Annotated in this window: 13 protein-coding genes; 8 read left to right on the plus strand and 5 right to left on the minus strand. The window is 47.4% G+C overall.

Annotation, left to right across the window (positions count from 1 at the left end; all coding sequences use genetic code 11):
• Positions 1 to 283: 283 nt before the first annotated feature.
• Entirely contained in the window at positions 284 to 1,186 is a 903-nt protein-coding gene (locus V6C93_RS32595; RefSeq protein WP_333480839.1) for a hypothetical protein, read from the plus strand.
• A 6-nt stretch (positions 1,187 to 1,192) separates the two neighbouring features.
• Entirely contained in the window at positions 1,193 to 1,402 is a 210-nt protein-coding gene (locus tag V6C93_RS32600; RefSeq protein ID WP_333480841.1) for a hypothetical protein, read from the plus strand.
• A 361-nt stretch (positions 1,403 to 1,763) separates the two neighbouring features.
• Here the strand turns inward: V6C93_RS32600 and V6C93_RS32605 are convergent, their stop codons facing one another.
• The 3 genes from V6C93_RS32605 to V6C93_RS32615 form a co-directional block, all read right to left on the minus strand.
• Entirely contained in the window at positions 1,764 to 2,738 is a 975-nt protein-coding gene (locus tag V6C93_RS32605) for an ARPP-1 family domain-containing protein (RefSeq protein WP_333480842.1), read from the minus strand.
• Complete coding sequence (locus tag V6C93_RS32610) at positions 2,720 to 4,090, minus strand: vWA domain-containing protein (RefSeq protein ID WP_333480843.1); 1,371 nt, start codon at positions 4,088 to 4,090, stop codon at positions 2,720 to 2,722. Before V6C93_RS32610 ends, V6C93_RS32605 begins: the two co-directional genes overlap by 19 nt.
• Positions 4,091 to 4,362: 272 nt before the next feature.
• Positions 4,363 to 4,842 (minus strand): molybdenum cofactor biosynthesis protein MoaE, encoded by a 480-nt coding sequence (locus tag V6C93_RS32615; RefSeq protein ID WP_333480844.1) that lies wholly within the window; start codon positions 4,840 to 4,842, stop codon positions 4,363 to 4,365.
• A 158-nt stretch (positions 4,843 to 5,000) separates the two neighbouring features.
• On the opposite strand from V6C93_RS32615, the gene V6C93_RS32620 reads away from it, so the two are divergent.
• From V6C93_RS32620 to V6C93_RS32645, 6 genes are all read left to right on the plus strand, one after another.
• A complete protein-coding gene (locus V6C93_RS32620; protein ID WP_333480845.1) occupies positions 5,001 to 9,239 on the plus strand; it encodes a PAS domain S-box protein in 4,239 nt (1,412 codons plus the stop codon).
• The gene (locus V6C93_RS32625; protein ID WP_333480846.1) at positions 9,236 to 9,697 is read left to right on the plus strand and encodes a response regulator; all 462 of its coding nucleotides are present in this window, start codon (positions 9,236 to 9,238) and stop codon (positions 9,695 to 9,697) included. Before V6C93_RS32620 ends, V6C93_RS32625 begins: the two co-directional genes overlap by 4 nt.
• Before the next feature lie 154 nt (positions 9,698 to 9,851).
• The gene (locus tag V6C93_RS32630) at positions 9,852 to 10,652 is read left to right on the plus strand and encodes an alpha/beta hydrolase (protein ID WP_333480847.1); all 801 of its coding nucleotides are present in this window, start codon (positions 9,852 to 9,854) and stop codon (positions 10,650 to 10,652) included.
• A 15-nt stretch (positions 10,653 to 10,667) separates the two neighbouring features.
• Positions 10,668 to 14,201: a hybrid sensor histidine kinase/response regulator gene (locus V6C93_RS32635; RefSeq protein ID WP_333480848.1), complete on the plus strand. Its 3,534-nt coding sequence runs from the start codon at positions 10,668 to 10,670 to the stop codon at positions 14,199 to 14,201.
• Entirely contained in the window at positions 14,198 to 16,330 is a 2,133-nt protein-coding gene (locus V6C93_RS32640) for an ATP-binding protein (RefSeq protein WP_333480849.1), read from the plus strand. Before V6C93_RS32635 ends, V6C93_RS32640 begins: the two co-directional genes overlap by 4 nt.
• A gap of 74 nt (positions 16,331 to 16,404) precedes the next feature.
• Positions 16,405 to 18,300: a hybrid sensor histidine kinase/response regulator gene (locus V6C93_RS32645; protein ID WP_333480850.1), complete on the plus strand. Its 1,896-nt coding sequence runs from the start codon at positions 16,405 to 16,407 to the stop codon at positions 18,298 to 18,300.
• A gap of 152 nt (positions 18,301 to 18,452) precedes the next feature.
• Here the strand turns inward: V6C93_RS32645 and V6C93_RS32650 are convergent, their stop codons facing one another.
• Both V6C93_RS32650 and V6C93_RS32655 read right to left on the minus strand, forming a co-directional pair.
• Positions 18,453 to 19,946, minus strand: a complete 1,494-nt coding sequence (locus V6C93_RS32650; protein WP_333480851.1) for an adenylate/guanylate cyclase domain-containing protein — start codon at positions 19,944 to 19,946, stop codon at positions 18,453 to 18,455.
• 224 nt (positions 19,947 to 20,170) lie between these two features.
• Positions 20,171 to 23,222 (minus strand): ATP-binding protein (locus V6C93_RS32655; protein ID WP_333480852.1); only part of this gene is annotated, 3,052 nt, incomplete at its 5' end.

The raw sequence follows: 23,222 nt of genomic DNA on the forward strand, positions 1-23,222 counted from the left end.
CAGCTAAATGGGAAGACAATACCTTTTACCGTGCTTGGACTTAGCATACGTTGAAGCTTAGAAAGTTGAACGTTTAATGTTTGGATATTAGAGTCTTGCTCCCTCTTAGGAAAAGTTAAAGGTTAGAAGGTTGAACGTTGAAAGTTTGGAAAATAATTCTATTTCCTGATAGTCAGATTACAGATTCCACTCTTGTTAACGTCTGGCTAAGGGAGGATGGGGGTTCCCCTTAAAAAGGCTATTGTTCTTCATGGGTTTTACTTTTTTGTTCGGGAGATCTACGATGAAACAGAACTTTCTCAAACTTAGCCTTGCACTACCAATCCTCACGGTCGCAGGACTGTTCGCGGCTCGACCCGCAACGGCGGTATCTTTTTATTCCATCACCAACCTCGGCTCAACTAATTACGACAGCTTCAACTACCTGGGCGAGTTAGCGGCTAGTGGGAAAACCTACAACGCTACAAGTTATGTAGCAGGGAGTAATGTCTTTTTGAATAACGGAAGTGTAATAGACCTTAGCACTTTTGACCCAGTATCTAGTCCTTTAGAGACTGCTCCTAAAGCCGTTGCTATTAACAACCTTAACCAAGTGGCTGGAAATACAGGTTATGCTGATACCTTTTTCTGGAGCGAGGAAACAGGCTTTACTTTCATTGAGCCACCAGGCCCTGGAGGTTATACCGGGGCATCGGACATCAACAATCTCGGTCAAGTAGTAGGGACTGCGGGAGCGCCTGATGCTGGCTTTGAGGGTTATGTTTGGAGCCTCGATGGTCCAGACTTCAACATTGGAGTTTTACCGAATATTGACCCCGGCTTGGGCGGTACTTTTGCTCAAGGGATTAACGACAACAGTCAGGTAGTGGGTTATTTTGGTAGCAGTAGTTTAAATAACTACTTTAGAGCAATCCTCTACGAGGAAGGCACCTTATACGACCTCAATAATCTAATTCCCGCTAACTCTGGCTGGACTCTAGAAGAAGCACTTGACATCAATAATCAGGGACAAATCGTAGGTACTGGTGTTGTCAATGGTCAAGAGCAACACTTCCTACTAACTCCTAGCAATGGAACTGGCTCCCAATCGGTACCTGAACCTTCTACGACTTTAGCCACTCTAGCATTTAGTGCTTTCGGTGCTTTAAAGATGCTCAAACACAAACGGAAACAGCGTCATTTGTAGATTGTGATGAAAAAGCCGAGGGAGGGAATCGAACCCCCCGTCTGCGTAAACGAGACGCAGAATGCCACCTTGGCAAAAAAAGAGTCTTGCACAGTTCCTACTCTTAAAATTAATGAGGACGGGCAGCAAGCACTTCTAGTTTCTCGTTATCCTCGGCAAGAAAAGTTGGCTTGGATTGCAAGTTTTAACTGCAATCAGCCGATTAATCAAGATTAGAGCGAGCATGAAGACGTAGGACAGGCGGTTAGCGCAAGGACGTTTTTAGGCGTAGATTTGGAATCATCTATTAACGTTGTGCCTAACTCAGTTCCTAGTGATTTCTATGAGCAGCTTTTATGAAAGAATATGAATATATTAGCTTAGGACAGGCGGTCAGCGTGCAGACGTTCTTTAGTACCTGCTTGGAACCGGCTTGTTTACGTCGATTACCTGACTCAGTTCCTCATGTAATATATCATACTACAGCTTTTCCAGAGATGTCAATCCATTTTGGATTTTGATTGGACTTTTTTCCGTCTTGACTCTCTGCTACTCTGTAGGGGCGTATGCATTTACGCCCTTACCGACTCCCCTATGCCTAGTTAAGATACCCAGGCTTGGCGAACAGCGAGGCATACAGCAGACGCCCATCCTCTTCCACAAACTGACCGGCAAAATTCTTGCCCGTTACTGTTTGCAATCGGAGGCTCATAAAGCGTTCTTCTTCCTGAATTCCAAACTGTTCCGCAGGCGTCTGTGCTAACCAGTTGCGGACTTGTTCTTGGCGTTCAATGCGACTTTGAGTGAGTTGTTCTCTCAATTCCTGGAGGTTGCTAGCAGACAAAGGAAGCACAGGCTTTTGTACCTCAATATCTTTCTCTTCATACATCGCTGCCACGCCATAGCAGAAGCAAACCAAAGGCATCCACAATTCCTGGAAGTAAGCCGCACTAGGAGCAATTTCCACCCCAGCTAACTTATCCTGAATGAAGAACACAGCACCCGATTGGTGGGGCAGTAATTCCAATCGGCTTTGATATTGGGTTAAAAATGCCCGTTTCCGACTGAGAATCTGCTCCAAATGACCGCGATTGGGTAAACCAAACTGCTCATTGAGGCGAGTAATCCCATTCCAAAGTTTGCTGTAATCTTCCTTACCCCGGAGTTCCAGCGCTTCTTCCCGCAGTTGCAAGGGTAGGATGAAGAACCACTGTTCGCGCCCTTCCAAGTAGCCGCCTTGAGAGGCTTGCACACAGCAGGCATCTTCAAACATCAGTTTTTGACCACCGGCGATAAACGCGGAACGGCACAGGGCATGGTTTTGCGCTCGGTCTTGAATATAACCCATGTGTAGGGGAACGATCGCAACACCGATTTCAGAGGGGTTGGAAAGTTCCATATTCCCATAACCGCGCACTTGAGTTAGCTTCAATCCAGAGAGAGGACTAACGAATCGACTATCGTTATCGGCACCGAACATAGGCAACACCGTCAGTGTTCCCGACTGCTGCGGCATTCCAAAACGATAAGTAGACAAGTCAAATTGAGTGGGAATTAATTGATGGTAGTCCAAGGTGCTACCTCCTTTTCGACCTTGTAGAGTTTTTCGAGTAGAAACTCCCGCAGGCATTTTGACGCACCGTTGCCATCAGCCATCAAGAACAACGACAGCAGTATGTCTTCAAAATCATCTTGATGCCAGCATTCCAGTTGCGGCAGGTTCTCGGCAGGACGCCGTAAGCTTAAGTCATCCGAGGGAGTGAACTTGCTATGGCACAAGACAACAGGCGTCTGCACACCAGCGTTGGGCAAAGATGCTACAACACGTTCCAAGTCTCCGGGATAGACATTCTCATAGCCGTCCGTAACAATTGCCACTACATCCGGTTCACCTTCCAACGCATCCAAGAGGGCAGTTGCTAAATCTGTGTTACCTTCCGGTAGTGGCAGATATCCAGAACCCCCCACCGTATGGACTTGCAAATTAGCACAGCGTTTTTCGAGTACCCGTTGCAAGGCGATGGATTGAGCCAGAGCGCAATATTCGCGTTCGCCATAACTACGAGTCGAAGCAGAAGCATCCAGAACTAGCGCTACTTTTCCCGCGAATCGGGGCAATCCACTCGCCGCTTCATCAACGTAGCCCTCTACAGCCTGTTCCAACTGTGCCGAGCGACCACCTCGGTAGAGGTGAACCAGCGTAGCCGCAATATCACCGCGATTGGTTGCCGTAACCGTTTTAGGGCGCTCTTGGTGCTGTTCTATCTTCTCAATATACTGCTGATGAGCCTGCTGATACTGACCGTTACCCGTTTGGCGTGTCCCCTGCTTGTAAACAAAGGGCAGGACTAATTTTACCCACTGAGCATCGCGGACAAACCGCAGCAAGTTGCGACGCAGATAGGCTTCGTTAGCCGTTACCTCTTCACTGAGCATCTTCGCGCAAGCTCGTGCCACGTTCTTACCCAGTGCATGTTCTAGGCAATCCACCACAGTCGGACGACGGCTGCTCGCCATGTCTTCAAACTGGGGATGATTGAGAATGTACTTGAGGATGGCTCTTGTAGTATGTTTGTGATTTGCCCGAACTCGTCGCAGTGCCAGAAACGCCGTCAACACTTGGTCGGGGTGCAAAACTGCCAGCAGCAAATCTGTAACACGCTCTACGGTGCAACGGACTTCGTTGGACATCCCTTTGCGAGAGCGTTGCAGCAATTGGAACAACATCCGCACACGCTGCCAAGGTTGAACTGTTTCTGCTACAGCCAAAAGAGCATAAAGCTCTGGATTTTGGTCATAGTTCGAGCGATGCAACGCTTCATCACTCCACTGAGGTGGTGCAGCGTCTCGCCGCAGGATAAAGGGTTGATTTTCTGTACGCAAATGCTGAAGGAAATTTGCGAGGGTTGGTTGGCTAATATCCATTGGACGCCTCCTCTCTCCAAATTTGAGGCGCGGAAAGGTAATGATGAAAGAATGATTACCGCCGCTTGATTACTTTTATACTACATGAATACTACAAACGTGTCAAGAGGCTGGTTAGAGGTCTAAGAACTGTTGAGCGATTGTAAGTGAACTACGGCTGATGGTAGCTGACGTATTTGGCTGGTTGTTAGAATAATTCCGGCTTAGCAGTCTATTGGCTTTACAGACAGAAATTTGTTGTTAGAGAATTCAAACAGAGTAAAGGCTGAACACTAACACGGAGTATCACCTTGTTCACAAGCACCAATGCTTACCCAGCTACTAGAACCATCCGCCCAGTGTTCTTTTTTCCAAATCGGAGCGTTGTGCTTTAAGGTATCGATCGCATACTTACAGGCTGCAAACGCTTCAGAGCGATGGGGACAGCCTACAGCAACCACTACACTAATTTCTCCAATTTGTAAACGCCCGGTGCGGTGGTGAATCACGACGCGATTGACTTCAGGCCATCGGTTGCGGATATCCCCTGCGATCGCTTCAAATACTCGCACTGCCATCGGTTCATAAGCCTGATATTCCAGCGCTACTACCGACTTACCATCCGTTTGATTGCGAACTGTACCACTCATAACCACAACCGCACCATTGGCTGGCTCTTCAGCGAGAGCATAAATTTCTCCTAAAGATAAGGGCGCAAAGGTAATCGAAAAATTATCCTGAGTATGTTGTTGAGTTGGAAAGAGAATAGACATTGTTAACCCTAAAAATCTTAATTTTTTTTTAGCAATTTAGAGGCCAAATTAGCCTCAGGTGGTGACTCACTGAGTGCTGAAATATACTGAATAGTGAAACGATTTAAATTCACTTTTAAATCATATTACGGATAACTAAGGGAATATGTTTCGACGGAATGAAAGCCCCCCTGCCTGTGAATGAGATAGCAAGACTTGAGGCGCTGGGTCAGTACAACATTCTTGACACAGCTCCTGAACCAGAGTTTGATGATTCCACCAACTTAGCGGCGCAAATTTGTGAAACACCAATTGCTTTGTTCACGCTGGTTGATCATCATCGTCTATGGATTAAGTCCAATGTCGGTTTAACCGTCACAGAAACCAACCGAGAAGGTTCTTTTTGCGCCCATACCATCCTAGGAAATGAAGTATTTATCATTCCAGATGCTTTGGCTGACGAACGGTTTGCCACTAACCCGTTTGTAACGGCTGAGCCTTACATTCGGTTTTATGCAGGCGCACCTCTCATCACGTCCCAAGGCCATGCACTTGGAGCGCTTTGCGTTATTGACTCCAATCCTAGAGAACTGAATCCCCAACAGTTGGGAGCATTACAAGCCTTAAGCCGCCAAATCATGACGCAACTGGAACTAAGACGAACTTTAGCCCAATTGGTACAGGCTAAGCAAGAGAACCAGCAACTCCAACAAAAGCTACGTCATCGGGAGCAAGAACTGCTCGATCTGTTTGAAGATGGCTCAATTGGCTTGCATTGTTTGGATGCCAACGGCATTATTGTGTGGGCTAATCAAGCGGAGTTAGACCTTCTCGGCTACACTCGCCAGGAGTATGTGGGTCGTCCTATCGCTGACTTCTATACCGACAAAGCCGTCGTTGAAGATGTCCTGCAACGGCTCAGCAGGAACGAAACGCTACACAAGTATGAAGCGAAACTCCGATGTAAGGATGGATCGTTTCGGTATGTACTGATTAACTCCAATGCTCTGTGGGAAGATGGCAAATTTAGCCATACCCGCTGTTTTACTCGTGACATTACGGAGTACAAGCAAGCAGAAGAGGAACGCAATGCTCTACGGACTGCTTTACAAGGATTCTTCGACCTTTCTATCGATTTACTGTGTATTGCAGGTGTGGATGGTTATTTCAAACGCTTAAATCTAGCCTGTGAAAAAACACTGGGATACAGCAATCAAGAACTACAAAGCCAACCTTTTATAGATTTTGTTCATCCTGAGGACAAAGCTGCAACCCTCGCCGAAGTGCAGAAATTGACCACAGGCATACCCACCATCTACTTAGAGAATCGCTATCGCTGTAAAGATGGTTCCTACAAGTGGCTCGCTTGGACAGCCTTTCCACATGTTGAGGACGGTTTACTCTATTGCGTCGCCCGTGACATTACACAACTCAAATGTGCTGAACAAGAACGCCTTCAACTGTGGGAAAGAGAGCAGGCGGCACGTAACCAGATTACAAAGATTTTGGAAAGTATCACAGATGCGTTTTTTGCTTTAGATACTGAGTGGCGATTTACCTATCTCAACCAGCAAGCCGAACGTCTGTTACAAAGAAAACGAGAAGAACTCTTGGGTCAATGCCTATGGGACGAGTTTCCAGACGCTGTCACGTCCCTGTTTGACAAGGAGTATCACCGAGCCGTCAGAAAACAAGTTAGCGTTGAATTTGAAGCCTTCTATCCTCCACTGAATACCTGGTTTTATGTCCATGCCTACCCTGGAGAGCAAGGGCTATCCGTTTATTTCGAGGATATCAGCGATCGCAAACAGGCAGAGGAGGCACTGCGCTCTTCTGAGGAGCGCTACCGATTGCTGTTTGAAAGTAATCCCCATCCGATGTGGGTTAACGACATTGACACTCTGGCAATTCTTGCCGTAAACGAAGCGGCGATTAAGCACTACGGCTACTCGCGAGAGGAGTTTCTTGCCCTGACCATCGCAGATATTCGTCCTGCGGTGGATATTCCAGCTTTACTGGAGAATATGGCGACACTCCGTCCTGGACTCAACAAAAAAGGGGTATGGAGACATTGCAAGAAAGACGGCTCATTGATTGAGGTGGAAATTACCGCTTATCGGCTCACCTTTGGGGGAAGACAAGCTCAACTCGTTTTGGCTAACGATGTCACGGAACAAAGAGGAGCACAGAAGGCGCTCATAGAAACCACTCAGTTCCAACGTGCGATTTTAGACAGTGCCAACTATGCGATTATTGCTACCACCCCCGATGGCATTATTCGCACCTTCAATAGGGCGGCTGAGCGTCTTTTGGGTTATACCGCCGAAGAAGTGGTGGGTAAACTCACGCCTATGATCATTCACAATCAGCAAGAGGTGGTGCAACGCGCTCAAGAATTAACACAGGAGCTGGGAATTGCGATCGAACCTGGCTGTGAATCTTTTGTCGCCAAAGCTCGTCTGGGGAAAATTGATGAACGTGAATGGACTTACATCCGTAAAGATGGCTCGTGCTTTCCCGTATTGTTATCTGTCACGGCGGTGCGAGATTTAGACGATAACATCACTGGATTTTTGGGTATTGGCAGCGATATCACAGAGCGCAAGGAGGCTGAAACGCTGCTGGAAAAACGTATACAGCAGCAGGCCGTGATTGCGGAGTTGGGTCAACGGGCTTTAGCGGGTACCGAGCTGTCGGCGTTGATGGACGAAGCAACGGCACTCGTTGCTCAAAGCTTGGATGTGGAGTATTGCCAAGTTTTGGAACTTATGCCGAATCGAAATACTTTGTTGTTGCGCTCCGGGGTAGGCTGGCATCCGGGGCTGATGGGTTGGGCAACCGTCTCTACGGCTACCGATTCTCAAGCTGGCTATACCCTAACGACCAAAGAACCCGTGATTGTTGAAGATCTCCTTACAGAGACGCGGTTTAGCGACCCCACTCTGCTACACAAATATGACGTTGTGAGCGGATTGAGTGTGATTATCCCTGGTTCAAGCCGTCCTTTTGGAGTCTTAGGCGCACACAGTAGGAGAAAGCAGCTATTTACTCAAGAGAATGTTCACTTCCTTCAGACAGTAGCGAATGTGCTGGCTACTGCAATGGAGCGACAACAGGCGGAAGAAGAGTTACAACGTCAACATCGGCGATCGCAACTTTTCGCGGAAATTACCCTGAAAATCCGTCAATCCTTGCAGCTTGAAGTTATTTTGCAAACAACTGTCACCGAAATCCAAAAAATTCTTCAGGTTGACCGGGTATTGCTCTATCGAGTCTTGCCCAATGGTACGGGGTGTACCGTGACGGAGGCGGTTCAGCCTGGGTGGCCTGCCATTCTGGGAATGTCTTTTGAGGAGGAAGTCTTTCCCCTAGAGTACCAAGAACTTTACCGACAGGGTCAGATTCGTGCGATCGCAGATGTCCAACAAGCCTATGCTGAACTCACTCCCTGCTTGCTGCAATTTCTCGAACCTTGGCAGGTTAAGGCCAAGTTAGTCGTGCCGATTTTGCTCTCAGGACAACTCTGGGGTTTACTGATTGCCCATCACTGTACTAGTCCCAGACAGTGGACGAGTTTTGAAACAGAACTCCTGCAACAATTGTCCGAACAAATTAGTCTGGCTTTAGCACAAGCTCAACTTTTGGAACGAGAAACCCGTCAGCGATTGGAACTTGCCCGCTCCAATGCGGAACTGCAAGAGTTTGCCTATGTGGCCTCACACGATCTGCAAGAGCCTTTACGCAAAATACAGGCATTTGGTGATCGGTTGAGGGTCAAGTATAGTGAAGTGTTAACCGAGCAAGGGTGCGATTACCTCATCCGGATGCAAAATGCTGCCGAACGGATGCAGGCGTTAATCAACGATTTGCTGACTCTTTCGCGGGTGACGACCAGGGCACAGCCTTTTGCGCCAACGAAGCTAACGCAAGTCGTGAAAGACGTTCTATCCGATTTAGAAGTGCGCATCCAGCAGACAGGTGGACGGATTGAAGTCGGCGAACTGCCCACTCTGGAGGCCGATCCCATCCAAATGCGTCAGTTGCTGCAAAACCTCATTGGCAACGCACTAAAATTTCACCGACAGGAGGAGCCACCCGTGATCAAGATTCATAGCCGATGGCTTCCTGATGGGGAACGACCACCGACCGAGGGGATGAACAGGGTTGAGCGTTGTCAAATCTTAGTTGAAGACAACGGCATTGGCTTTCATGAAAAGTACCTTGACCGAATCTTCAATGCTTTTCAGCGCCTGCACGGTCGTAGTGAATATGAGGGGACGGGCATGGGTTTGGCGATTTGTCGTAAAATTGCCGAACGCCACAATGGTAATATTACTGCCCAAAGCATAACAGGATATGGGGCTACATTCATTGTAACGTTACCCCTTCAACAATGTCAAGGAGATACGGTAACGTGAAAGGACGGCGACACCCTGTGACAATTTTGATGGCGGATGACGATCCGGATGATTGCATGTTGGCTAGAGAAGCCCTAGCTGAAAGCCGCTTCGCGAATGATTTACATTTCGTCAGTGATGGCGAAGAACTCATGGATTATCTCTACCGACGTGGCAAATATTCAGCTCCAGGCAGTGCACCGCGTCCAGGTCTGATTCTGCTAGACCTGAACATGCCAAAAAAAGATGGTCGTGAAGTCCTGCGGGAACTCAAAGCTGACCCGCATCTGCGGCAAATTCCCGTCTTAGTGCTAACCACCTCGAAGGCGGAGGAAGATATTTATTGCAGTTATTACTTGGGCGCGAACTCCTACATCACTAAACCTGTAACATTTAGCTCTTTAATTGAGGTGATGCAGACGTTGAGCAAGTACTGGTTTGAAATTGTTGAACTGCCTTCCCAAGACATTGGGGATTGAGTAGCCATTTTAGATAAGGCACCTTGAGCGGCGCTCACAACGTTGGCGTTAGCGGAGCGGCTCCCAAGCAGCAGCAATGAAAATTCTTAACCTTCAACCTTTAAGCTTCTAACCTTCTAACCTTCAACCCATACTGACCGATGAGTGCGGACTTATGTCAAGTAGCATCCTTGAGCGGAATAATGTAAAAATATTGGGTAGTGGCAGTCAAACACTGATTTTGGCTCATGGCTTCGGCTCTGATCAGACGGCTTGGCGGCATCAGATAGCTGCATTTGCGTCTAATTATCGCATCGTCATATTCGATCACGTCGGGGCAGGGAAGTCAGACTTTACGGCCTATAGTCCGCACCGCTACAGCAGTCTCTACAGCTATGCTGAAGATTTGCTAGATTTGTGTGCAGAGTTAAAGTTAACTCAGTGCGTCCTGGTTGGTCACTCCGTGAGTGGAATGGTCAGTCTGCTGGCAGCATTGGTGGAACCCCAGCGCTTCAGCCAGCTGATTTTTATCAGTGCGTCTCCCCGTTATCTCAACGATGAGGGCTACATCGGTGGCTTCGAGCAATCTGATTTGGATGCCCTATATGCAGCAATGTCATCCAACTACTATGCGTGGGCGAGTGGCTTTGCCCCCATCGCAATGGGCAACCCCGATAAACCGGAACTGGCGATCGAGTTTGCGAATACCCTTGCCGCTATCCGTCCCGATATTGCACAAGCCGTTGCCCGCGTCATCTTCCAATCTGACCACCGAGTTGAGTTGCCGCGACTCACTGTACCGACAACGATTCTACAAGCGAGTAATGATATCGCTGTGCCACCTGAGGTTGGTCACTATATGAGCCAGAAGATTCCTCGCAGTAAACTGATCCCCATCCCGGCAAGGGGTCACTTACCTCATATCAGTGCACCCGATGTGGTCACCCATGCGATCGCTTCATGTCTTGCCGCTTAACCGGAAATATTTCTTATGTCATGGTTACGGCTTCGCCCTCCTGACTCACTACCAACATTCCGACCCATCTTATTCGGGCTAACCCTTGCCCTACTCGTGCTGATATTCGTGGGTGGATGGTCACCAATTCAGCTACTAACCCTGCTGAGCTTGACATTTTTCACTCTGTTGCCCCTTTCCACTGTACAAGTCGCCCCTTTAAGCGGGCTGTGCACCCTGTTGTTTGGACTACTGCATAGGGATGGGGTTCATGAAGTGTATCAATCAATGGCTTGGGGAATTGCAGTTGGGTTCGGTATCCTATTACGTCGGCTATTACTGAGCATTGAGTGGCGCTTGGCTTCTCAATCAGTGCTGGCGGCTCTCACCAATGCCGACGCTACTGATACTCCCAACACCCTGATTATCCAAGCCGTCACCCTACTACGTGACTTTGCCAGTGCCGACGCTGCGATCGCATTGCGTAGACTCGATGAGGTTACAGCTCAAGCCTTGGTCTGTCTTCCCCCCAAGGCTCTCCCCGATCGCCTAACAACTCCCACACTGTTTGAGGAGGCGACACGCCAAAATCGTTGCCTCTACTATCCAAACTATGCTTCTACTCCCAGTGCTTCCCATGTTCTGCTCGCTCTAGGAACCCAGTCCCTCGCCATACTACCCCTCAGGTTATCCGACGGCAGAGAGGGCGCTATCCTGCTGATGTGGCATCGCCGGACTGACTTTTCATTACACCTGCAACAATTTATCGAGTCCCTGCTGGGCGAGTTACGTACCCTGCTGAACTTTAGCGATACAACCTTGCGCCTCGACAATCTACAAGCACGCTTCGGTGCCATGTTAGAGACTATTCATCAAGGAGTGGTGTTCATTGATGAAAGTGGGGAGCAAGGCTGGCTCAATCAAGCGGCTGCCGAGCAGCTAGAACTACCTCCAGGCGCTGTAGAGCCTCCTGTGCTGGCTCAAGCAATGGCTCTGTTGCGCACTCGTGCTGATAATCAAAGTGAAATTGTCACACAGGCAGCCCAGTTTTTCTCTAAGCCTCAAGCAGAGATTCGCAACTGGAATTGGATTTTCAGCAAGCCGCAGCCAAAAGTGCTGAGTATCTCTAGCACCCCCACTCGTGTACACGATGTGCCCGGTCGTCTCTGGCTATTAGATGATATTACTGAGCAGTATTTGGCACAACTGGAGCGAGTTGAGCGTACTCAAGAATTATCCCAGGCCAATCAAGCACTGGAAAAAGCGAAGGCCGCTGCTGAAGAAGCGACTCGCGTCAAGAGCCAATTTTTAGCGAATATGAGCCACGAAATTCGCACGCCCATGAATGCGATCATTGGTATGACTGAGCTGTTACTCACGACAGAGCTAACCTCCCAACAGCGTGATTTCGTTGAAACGACCCAGAGCAGTGGCGAGACTTTACTGGCGCTGATTAATGACATCCTTGACCTCTCAAAAATTGAGTCAGGCCGACTAGAGCTAGAAAAGCACTCATTTAATCTACGAACTTGCGTTGAAGAATCCCTCGACCTAGTAGCGCTCAAGGCCGCAGAAAAAGGGATTGAATTGGCTTACTTTATTCATCCTCAAACTCCTAACCTGATTGAGGGAGATGTGACTCGCTTACGCCAAATCTTAGTGAATTTGCTCAGTAATGCGGTGAAGTTCACTCATCACGGAGAAGTGGTGATTTCAGTGACCGCCAGAGAGTTGAAGGTTGAAGGTTTGAAGGAGTTGCAGGTTGAAGGTTTTAAGGTTGAAGGTTCACAGGAATTGAAGGTTGAAGGTTCACAGGAGTTGAAGACTGAATGTTTAAACTCGTCTTCTAACGTTCAACCTTTTAACCTGCAACATTCAACCCAACACAACCTGCAACTTGCAACCCAATCCAACCCAACCCGGTTCGAGATCCAATTTGCGGTTAAGGATACAGGCATTGGTATTCCCAGCGATCGCATAGATCGCTTGTTCAAGTCCTTCAGTCAAGTCGATTCTTCCACCACTCGTAAATATGGTGGAAGCGGATTAGGTTTAGCGATCAGCAAACAGCTCAGCGAAATCATGGGGGGTCGGATGTGGGTGGAAACTCAAGTGGATCAGGGCTCCACTTTCTACTTCACCGTAGTTGCGGCCTCAGCTGCCAATGTATCCCCCCTTGAATCTGACGATCTCCAGCCTCAGTTAGATGGCAAGCGACTACTAATCGTGGACGATAACGATACCCATCGGCAAATATTAATGCGGCAAGCACAGTCGTGGGGAATGCTCACCCGTACTGCTGCATCAGGCACTGAAGCGCTTGACTGGCTTAGTCAAGGAGAAGTCTTTGATGTGGCAATTTTAGACATGCAGATGCCCAGAATGGATGGTCTAACTCTCGCGGCAGAAATCCGCAAGCATCCTAGCTATCAGATGTTACCGCTAGTAATGTTGACCTCTATCGGCTGGTCAAAAAGGCCGAACCAGATTGGTTTACCCGTGGATTTGGCAGCTTTCCTCACCAAGCCGATTAAACAGTCCCATCTTTACCAGGCCTTAAACCAGATCCTGGGTGGACAGTCCATGCCGATGAAGCCCCTCCAGCCCAGGCAACCCGAGAGCCCGATGCAACTCGCTGCACGGTTACCTTTGCGGATTCTCTTAGCTGAGGACAATATGGTGAATCAGAAGGTGGCCTTGCTTCTTTTGAAACGGATAGGCTATCGAGCGGATGTTGTCAGCAATGGTTTAGACGTTCTGGACGCTGTGCATCGTGAATGCTACGACGTAGTACTGATGGATGTGCAGATGCCAGACATGGATGGCTTGACGGTAACGCAGCGAATTTGTCAGGAATGGTCGCACCAGGAAACAGAGAGCCTTTTTGGTAAACGACCTCGGATTATTGCGATGACGGCTAATGCCATGCAAGGCGATCGAGAGGAGTGCCTGAATGCAGGCATGGATGATTACCTTAGCAAACCTATACACCTTGAGGACTTAATCCAAGCCCTGAGTAAATGCCAACCCTATGGGGATAGGGTGATCGAGAGTCGGAGTTTAGATGAAGCGGACGGTGGGGAGAGGGAAAGATTATCTCCACTCAAACCTACGATGAGCGATCAACCTTCCGCCCTGGATTGTGTCCCGTTGGGCTATCAGCTACAAACCTTTGCGCCAGCCACCTACGAAACTTCGCTCCACTCACTCTCGTCCCCGATTGATGCCAAGGTACTGGAATCATTTCGGGACATGGCGGGTGAAACGGCTGACCTGATATTGGCTGAGATGATTGAGTGCTATCTCGAAGAGGCTCCCAAACTCCTGAGTACGATCGCCCAAGCCATTGTAGAAAAAGATGCGGTGCAGTTGCGATCGGGCGCACACACTTTGAAGGCAAGTAGTGCAACGCTGGGTGCTATGACTCTCTCTAATCTATGCCGAAAGTTAGAAGTCATGAGTCGGATTGGCAATACGGAGTACGGAGTAGATAAGCTACCGCAGCTAGAAGCTGAGTATGAAAGAGTCAAGATAGCTTTGCAATTAGAACGCCAAAAAGCTCTGGTATGAATATCACTAACCTTGAGAAAGATACTCCGCTGATCCTCGTCGTAGAGGACGACAAGTTCATGCGGATTCAGCTGCGCCGAGCGATGGAACAAGTAGGCTATCAAGTGGCAGAAGCGACTGATGGTGAGCAAGGCTTAGCGGCTTACCTGCGCTTACAGCCCGATATTGTGCTATTGGACGCCCTGATGCCTGTGATGGATGGCTTTACCTGCTGCACTCAATTGCGATCGCTTCCTGGCGGCGATCGCATCCCGGTGTTAATGATCACAGCACTTGAAGACCGAGAGTCGGTTGATCGAGCCTTTGAGGCGGGTGCGATTGATTACGTAACCAAGCCCATTCACTGGGCTGTCCTGCGCCAACGTGTGCGTCGTCTGCTTCAGACGAGTCGGGCTGTGGAGGAATTACGACAGCAGACGGAACGGGCGCGACTAAGTGAGGAGCGATTGAGGTTAGCCCTAGAAGCCTCTCAGATGGGTACCTGGGATTGGGATATCCTCAACGACAATGTGATGCACTGCGTTACGACAGAAGCCATTTATGGCCTCGCCCCAGGAACCTTTGAGGGCACATTGCAAAGCTTCCTCAAACGTCTTCATCCTGAAGATCGGCAATGGGTCAGCCAAGCTCTACGCTCTGCCTTGGAGGAGGGAGCGGATTACAACATCGAGTTCCGCATCATCTGGCCTGACGGCAGTGTTCATTGGGTAGCCAGTAAAGGTCAAGTCTATTACGACAACCTGGGCAAGGCTGTGCGCATGACCGGGATTAATATGAATATTACCGAGCGCAAGCAGGCACAAGAAGAATTACAGCGACAGCACAGGCGATCGCAATTGTTTGCCGAGGTGACACTCAAGATTCGCCAATCTTTGCAAATAGAGAACATTCTCCAAACTGCTGTCACGGAGGTACAGCGAATTCTCGCCAGCGATCGCGTCTTGATTTTCCAATTGTGCCCACAGGATTTGGGTAAAATCGTCACCGAAGCGGTAGCTCCTGGTTGCACTTCTGTTTTCGACCAAAATGTTACTGACGCCTATCTAGTATCCGAGTACTTAAATCGGTATAGCCAGGGTCGAGTTTACACGATTGCTGAGGTAGAGAAGGCTGAGGTGCCACCTTGTCTGCTTGAATTTATGCAAAAATTCGAGATCAAGGCCAAGCTAGCTGTGCCAATTCTGTTGAAGGAAAAACTCTGGGGTCTATTGATTGCTCATCAATGTAGCAGTCCCAGGCATTGGTCTAGTTCTGAAACGGAACTCTTAAGACATCTAGCCGATCAAATTGGCATTGCCTTAGCTCAAGCTCAGCTTTTAGAGCAAGAAACTCATCAACGCCAAGAACTGGCTCGTTCTAATGGCGAACTGGAAAAGTTTGCCCATGTCGCCTCTCACGATCTGCAAGAACCCCTGCGTAAGATCATATCCTTTGGCGATCGGCTTCAGGCCAAGTATGGTGAGGTGTTGACGGAACAAGGATGCGACTACCTAGAGCGGATGCAAAAAGCCGCAGAACGGATGCAGACTCTGATTCATGATTTGCTCACGCTTTCGCGCATTACCACCAAGGCTCAACCCTTTGTGCCAGTGAATCTCGCCCAGATTGTACAAGAGGTCTTATCCGATTTGGAGGTGCGCATCGAGCAGAGCAATGGACAGGTAGAAGTCGGGGGGTTACCGATCCTTGATGCTGACCCCCTACAGATGCGTCAACTGATGCAAAATCTAATTAGTAATGCCCTGAAATTTCATCCAAAAGTCCAGTCACCGAAAGTTAGGATCGAGAGTCAATGCCTGAAAGGAGAAGACCTGGTACTCTTAGGCAATTCAGCTAAGCCTACTCTTTGTCAAATCCGCGTGGAAGACAACGGCATTGGTTTTGACGAACAGTATCTTGAGCGCATCTTCAATCCTTTCCAGCGCCTGCATGGACGTCATGACTATGAGGGGACAGGCATGGGCTTGGCAATCTGTCGTAAAATTGTTGAGCGCCACAACGGCAGTATTACTGCACAAAGCACCCTAGGACAGGGGTCAACCTTTATCGTCACGCTGCCCCTAAAACAACATCAAGAGGACACTATGCCGCTAAAGAACTACTCTACTCTGGCAGATTCACGGCCTTAACTGACCCATGAACAGCTTGAGCAACGATTGGTTTGAGAGGGTTGAACGACGATCGCAAGAGGTCGAAGACTGACATGGATAACCAGCCAGTCAGGATTTTGCTCGTTGATGATGACGAAGATGATTATATTCTGACTCGTGATTTACTGGCTGAAAGTCAGGGAACTCGCTTCGAGGTGAAATGGGTAAGCGAGTGGGACTGTGCTTTAGAGGTGATGGGTCAAAATCAGCACGATATCTATTTGCTGGACTATCGTCTTGGTAAGCATAACGGACTAGAACTGTTGCAACAAGCGGTGGATAATGGTTGTAGAGCGCCTATTATTTTACTCACTGGGCAGGGCGATCGCGAAATTGATATTGAAGCTATGAAAGCTGGAGCCGCTGATTATCTGGATAAAAGTCAGCTTAGAGCTCCATTGTTGGAGCGTTCCATCCGTTATGCGATCGAGCGCAAGCGATCGGAACAGAAAATTCGAGAACAAGCGGCTCTTTTGGATATTGCCACCGATGCAATTCTGGTACAAAATCTGCAAAACCAAATCTTATTTTGGAATAAAGGAGCCCAGCGGATGTATGGCTGGAACGCAGAAGAAGTCCTGAGTCAAGATGCCCATCAGTTATTATTTAAACTTGAAAATTTACCTCGATTGACAGAGATTGAAAGCCTAGTTGCTCTGGAAGGCAACTGGTATGGAGAATTGCAACAAGTTACCAAGGACGGCAAAGTTATCATTGTCGAAAGTCGCTGGACGTTAGTAGAAAATGAGCAGGAAAAACCAACATCCATTCTGATTGTTAATACGGATATTACAGACAAGAAACAACTGGAAGCACAGTTTCTCCGCGCTCAGCGAATGGAGAGTATTGGCACGCTGGCAAGTGGCATTGCCCATGACTTGAACAACGTCCTCGCCCCCATTTTAATGTCGGTTCAACTTTTGGCGCTCAAACTCCAGGATGAGCAGGCTCGCCAGTGGCTCAAAATTCTAGAAGACAATGCTAGACGGGGAGCGGAGTTAGTCAAGCAAGTGGTTTCCTTTGCACGAGGGATCAAAGGCGATCGCACTCTTGTACAAGTCAGGCACATCATCTCAGAAATTAGGCAGATTGCCAAAGAAACTTTTCCCAAATCCATTGATGTTCATAGCGATATAGCGCCTGATTTATGGACGGTCTGTGGAGATGCCACTCAACTGCATCAGGTGTTGATGAATCTTTGCGTCAATGCTCGTGATGCCCTTCCGGATGGCGGTACCCTGAGCATCTGGGCCAAGAATTTATTCCTCAACGAACAATCGGCTCGGATGAATATTGATGCCAAAACGGGTGCCTATATTGTTATTACCATCTCGGATACGGGAATTGGTATCCCGCCTGAGATTTTAGATCGAATTTTTGAGCCGTTTTTCACCACCAAAGAAGTGGGTAAGGGGACAGGACTGGGTCTTTCAACCGTCATCGGCATTGTCAAAAGTCATGGGGGTTTTGTCAATGTGTTGAGCAAACTGGGGCAAGGGACAAAATTTGAGGTGTTTTTGCCAGCGTTAGAGGAGGCACATTCACCAAAGGTTGAAGACTCTGAAATGCCCGGAGGTCATGGAGAACTGATTCTTGTCGTTGATGACGAGGTGGCAATTCGTCAGATTACCCAAACCTCATTAGAAACTTACTCTTACAAAGTGCTGACTGCTAGTGATGGGATCGAAGCGCTGGCTATGTATGCCCAACATCATGAAGAAATCAAGGTCGTATTAATTGATATGATGATGCCCGCGATGGATGGGCCGACGACAATCCGAACGCTCAGAAGAATTAAGCCTCAAGTTAAGATTGTAGCGGTGACGGGATTGGTATCGGATGATAAGTTAGCACACGCGCGTCGCCTTGGCGTTCAGACATTTTTATATAAGCCTTATACAACAAAGGAGTTACTTAAAGCTCTCGATGGTATCCTCCGAGCGAGTTGATCGGCTAATGCAGCAAACCCTAAATAACTATCCAGTTGAAAAAGGTTAAAAAGCTTACTGTACAAATTTTCTTGCCTTCTGCTTCTGCCTCCTGCCTACTCAAGAAGGAGAACGCTAGGTGAACTGCCTTCTTGCACTAGATAGCCTAAAACTCATCTTTTCTTATCGAACAATTCAATTTCCTCCCACTTCAGTGCTAGTCCGGTTTGTTGAGATAAATCGCAGCGCTCTAGGTAAAGGCGGGCGGCTAAATCGCGATCATTCGCCTGCAAAACTTGCTCAAAGTATTGCCGTGCAGCGGTGAATTCCTCCTGGAAATAGAGCCAAACGCCCTGTTCAAAGTCAGTTTTGGTGTGGGTTTTGAGTTCTTTGAGAAACTGAGAATCGCCGTCGTAAATTTCAAATACAGCCACAGGAGCCTGTTTCCCTCTTACCTGAACTCGGTCAAGAAATCGACAAGTATACTTTTGCGGGTCATCAAGTTGAGACAGGGTTTGCACACTAACAATACTACCTGCTCCGTAGAGTTTGGTTAAATGTTCCAAGCGAGACGCCAGATTTACCGCATCGGCAATCACCGTGCTGTCCATCCGCTCCTCTTCTCCAATGATGCCCAGCATAATGTTACCGCTATGGATGCCAATACCGATCGCAATGGGTAAATAACCACTGTTTTGGCGATAATTGTTATAGATTGTCACCTGTTTTTGCATTTCGATCGCGGCTAAGACGGCATCATCAGCGGTTTCGGGAAACAAAGCCATGATCGCATCGCCAATATATTTATCAATAAAGCCATTGTGCTGGCGGATGACTGGGCCAACTTGGCGCAAGTAGGAATTGATAAAGTCAAAATTTTCTTGGGGAGACATGGTTTCCGACATGCTGGTAAACGAGCGAATGTCGGCAAACAGAATGGACATTGCTGCCTGCACTGAATCCCCCAGTTTTGCATCAACAATACTGTCCTTATGCAGAAAGTGCAAAAATTGACGAGGTACGAACCGTGCAGAAGCTTGGGCGATTTGTGCCAGTTCTCTTCTACTTTCCTCCAGCCTAGTGAGAGCGCGAAAAGACCTCAATGCGCTTACGATTGCGGTAAAGAGTTTGCGAGTGGTTAGTTCGGTTTTGGTTTTATAGTCATTAATATCGTAGTGAATAATCACCACATCTTCCGGGGCTTGCCCCGGTTGACCCGTGCGTAAAATAATCCGCACTAATAAATTACCTAGCACATCCCGGATATATTTCACTACCTCCAATCCCGCGCCATCACTTTCCATGACTACATCGAGCAAAATCAGGGCGGTATCGGGGTGTTTCTCGATTAAGGCTTTGGCCTCTTCCCCGGAGTAAGCGCTAATAAAAGTTATGGGCTTGCCTTCAAAATTAAAGTCATTCAGTACCAGTTTTGTGACTTCGTGAATCTCGGCTTCATCGTCTACTACAAGAATTTTCCAGCTATCTCCCGCTGACAGGGGGAATTCCTTAGTAGTCGGAAAAATTAATATCTTATCGGTGGTATTTGTAGAAATTAATTCATCATCAGTTTCATCAGCAAAGACTAATTCATCATCGTCTTCATTAGCAAAGACTAATTCATCGTATTCTTCATTAATTGAGGGGTTTTTAGGCTCTTCTGACATTGTTATTTGTTGCTTGTTTTTGTTATTTTATTAGTATGGTGGAAAATTCTAGCTTAAGAGCCTATCCTAAAATCTTTTGATTAAAGACTAGATGTACCTATTTATCTGCATGTAAAGACCGTGCATCTGAGGTTTCAAACTTTACCACACCAACCCAGCGTTGCTATCCGCAACCCTAACCAGCAACATGCTTGCACTACCTAGGTGATAGGCTACCTCGTAACTCAACTGTGTAATTTAATAATAAACTTCGTACCTACACCCACTTGACTCTCACATTCAATCGTACCATTGAGTTTTTGGGTGACGAGGTTGTAAACAATATGTAAGCCCAAACCGCTGCCTCCCTGTCCCCGTTTTGTGGTATAGAAGGGGTCAAAGATTTTGCTTAAGTGTTCCTGAGGAATGCCTTTGCCATCATCGGTGTATTCAAAGATAATCTGCTCACCCTCTTGTTTGAAGTCAAAAACCAGATATCCGGCGTCTTCGGGGGAGTAGGCATGGGTGAGGGAGTTCATGACTAGATTGGTGATAATCTGAGATAACGCGCCTGGGTAAGTGTTCAGCGCGATCGCTTCATCTCCTTTGATTTCCACCTGGTGATGGGTAGTTCTCAGTTTGGGTCTGAGGGGAATTAATACCTCGGATAGATACTGTTTAAGATGGAATGTGCGTTGTTCTTCTGTAGACTGATCGACGGCTACTTGTTTGAAACTCTGAATTAAGTCAGCGGCACGACTGAGGTTGCTCAAGACCATACTACTACTCTGCATAGCGGTATCGAGAAACTTTTCGAGTTGCGATCGCTTCATCTGTCCGCTTTTATACGTCTGGAAAAACTCTGTGATTTTATCGGCTAACAGAGAAGCCGCAGTGATGCCGATGCCAACTGGGGTATTGATTTCATGGGCAACGCCAGCTACCAAACCGCCGAGAGATGCCATTTTCTCGGATTCTACCAGTTTCGTTTGGGTGGCTTTAAGGTTGTCTAGGGCTTGGGAAAGTTCTGCGGTACGCTGCTGGACTAATTGCTCTAAGTTTGAGTTGAAATGCTGTAAGTTGGTGTAGAGTTGGGCATTTTCGATGGAAATAGCAACTTGAGAGGATAGGAGTTTGAGCAATTCGACGCGGCTAGAGGTAAACGCATCAGTGGTGAGATTGTTTTCTAGGTAGAGGATACCGCTGAGTTTACCGCGATCGAGCAGTGGGATGCACAGAATTGATTTGGGTTGTTTTACCTTGATGTAAACATCCTGGGTAAATTTTCCAGCATGGACAGCATCGTTTAAGACGAGATTTTCCTTAGTTCGGATAACATAGTGAACAATAGCAGCGCATAGGAGAGGCATCTGGGTAGATAGTTCTACAGAATCTATACCAATTGATTGCAGTGTAGTCACCTGTTCTTCATTTACTGCCCCTGAAGCTTGAATGACCCAGCTACTATTAGCCTCACCATTTTCTGACTGAGATGGCAAAATTAGGTAGCCACACTGCGCCCCAGCATTTTCGATGAGAATTTTCATCAAGTTTTCGAGTAATCTATCCAGCACAATTTCACCGGAAATGGCTTGAGAAGCTTTCATTACAGTGGCTAAATCCAACGCTTCACCTGCCTGAGAACCCGTTGTGGTAATGTTATTTGTAGTGCGACTAAAATTAGGGCTTTTGGTCGTAGATGATTTAGGCAATAGCTGCGTATATTTTACTTCTAAATCCTCAACCTTGGCTTTGGCTCCCCAGCGCGTGTAGGCGTAGTGTGTCTCTCTCATATAGGTTTGAGCAATCTTCAGTCTGCCACGCTCTAAGTAAAACTTGGCGGCTAACTCATAAGCTAATGCTTCTTCTTGGATATATCCATTCTCAGAAGCACCTGACATGGCTCGCTCATAAAACTCCTCTGCCTCAATAACTTGACCCAATACTCGTGCTTTCTCCGCCTCTACCAGATAAAATTTATGCAGGTGATTCATTGGGGCATGATGCGCCCATCTTTGCATTTTTTCCTGATTGGTGTTAACTCGATTGAGCCAAGCCTCTTTTTCATCATTTGAAGCATCAGAAAACCCGCTTAAATGCGCCAGAGAATCATAGAAATGGAAGACAGGTACAACTACCATTGCTGTCACACCGTCTAAATACTGTTCTGCTTTAACAGCATTTTGTATAGCTTGATGCTCCTCACCAAACAGATAACATAATATAAGTTTATTTAGATAAAGTAAGTGAATGCCTAATCTGTCATTTGCTTTAATAGCAAGTGGTAACCACTGCTCTTCATTGTAGGCATCACCTATGAGACGGCTGGAATTTTTAGACCGACCTAGTAAGTTAAGGACTGCCTGCCGAAACATAGCAACCCAATGAAAAGGATTTTCTCGTCTAATTTGGCTGATGGCATTACCGTAGGTTGCCATTTTTTGTTCTAATCCTATAAGTTCGCGACCGATAAAATAAGAATGATCGCAGATAAAAAAGGCACAAAAACCAGCAAATTCAAATTCTCCGGTTTCCACTCCACTTTGATAGCCCTCACTCACAATAGGTAGTGTTTCCTTGAAATGTTCTTTCCAGTGTATTACGTGAGCACCCAACACTTCAAATGCCCTAGCATTGCCTCTCCTGGCATTTAAACGTTTTGTCAAGCTTAAACCTAATTTGCCAAATTTATAGCCCAACTCAACGTCTTCAACAACGCCACACAGGATTAATCCGTAACAGGCATAACTAAATGCTGACCAAGTGCCATGACCGTACTTGATAGATAACTTAACCATCGATAAGACAATCAATAACATCAATTCAGGGGCAGCTATATAGGCGGCAGCACTTATACTAGATAAGATATAGATAGCGGCCTGCGCTTCGGGTTCGGTCATGTCCGGCAGGTTAATTAGATCTTCAATTTCTTGCCCAGCATAAAGTGACGCAGTGTCCTTGAATGCTTTTTGAATATCCAAGTGGCTTGGCTCTTCTGGTAATATCACCCCTAACAGATTCAGCACCACGAGCCCAATCTTAATCGCTTCTTTGAAGTTACCTCGCGCTCCAGCCGATTGAATTTTAACATCATAGATTTTAACTTTTTCCAGCACTGTTTTGGCATGGCTTAATACTACCTCTGCCAATTGCTCCATTGTGATAAAGTCCCCGTTTAGGTATGCAGCTTCTACTGTTTCTTCATGTATAGCTAAGGTTAGGTCATACGAATTCTGCCAACTATTTGCACTCAGGAGCTCTCTCCCCACATGAAAATATTTGACTGCTGCCCCATAA

It is taken from the genome of Allocoleopsis sp. (assembly GCF_036703385.1).
Lineage (GTDB): Bacteria > Cyanobacteriota > Cyanobacteriia > Cyanobacteriales > Coleofasciculaceae > Allocoleopsis.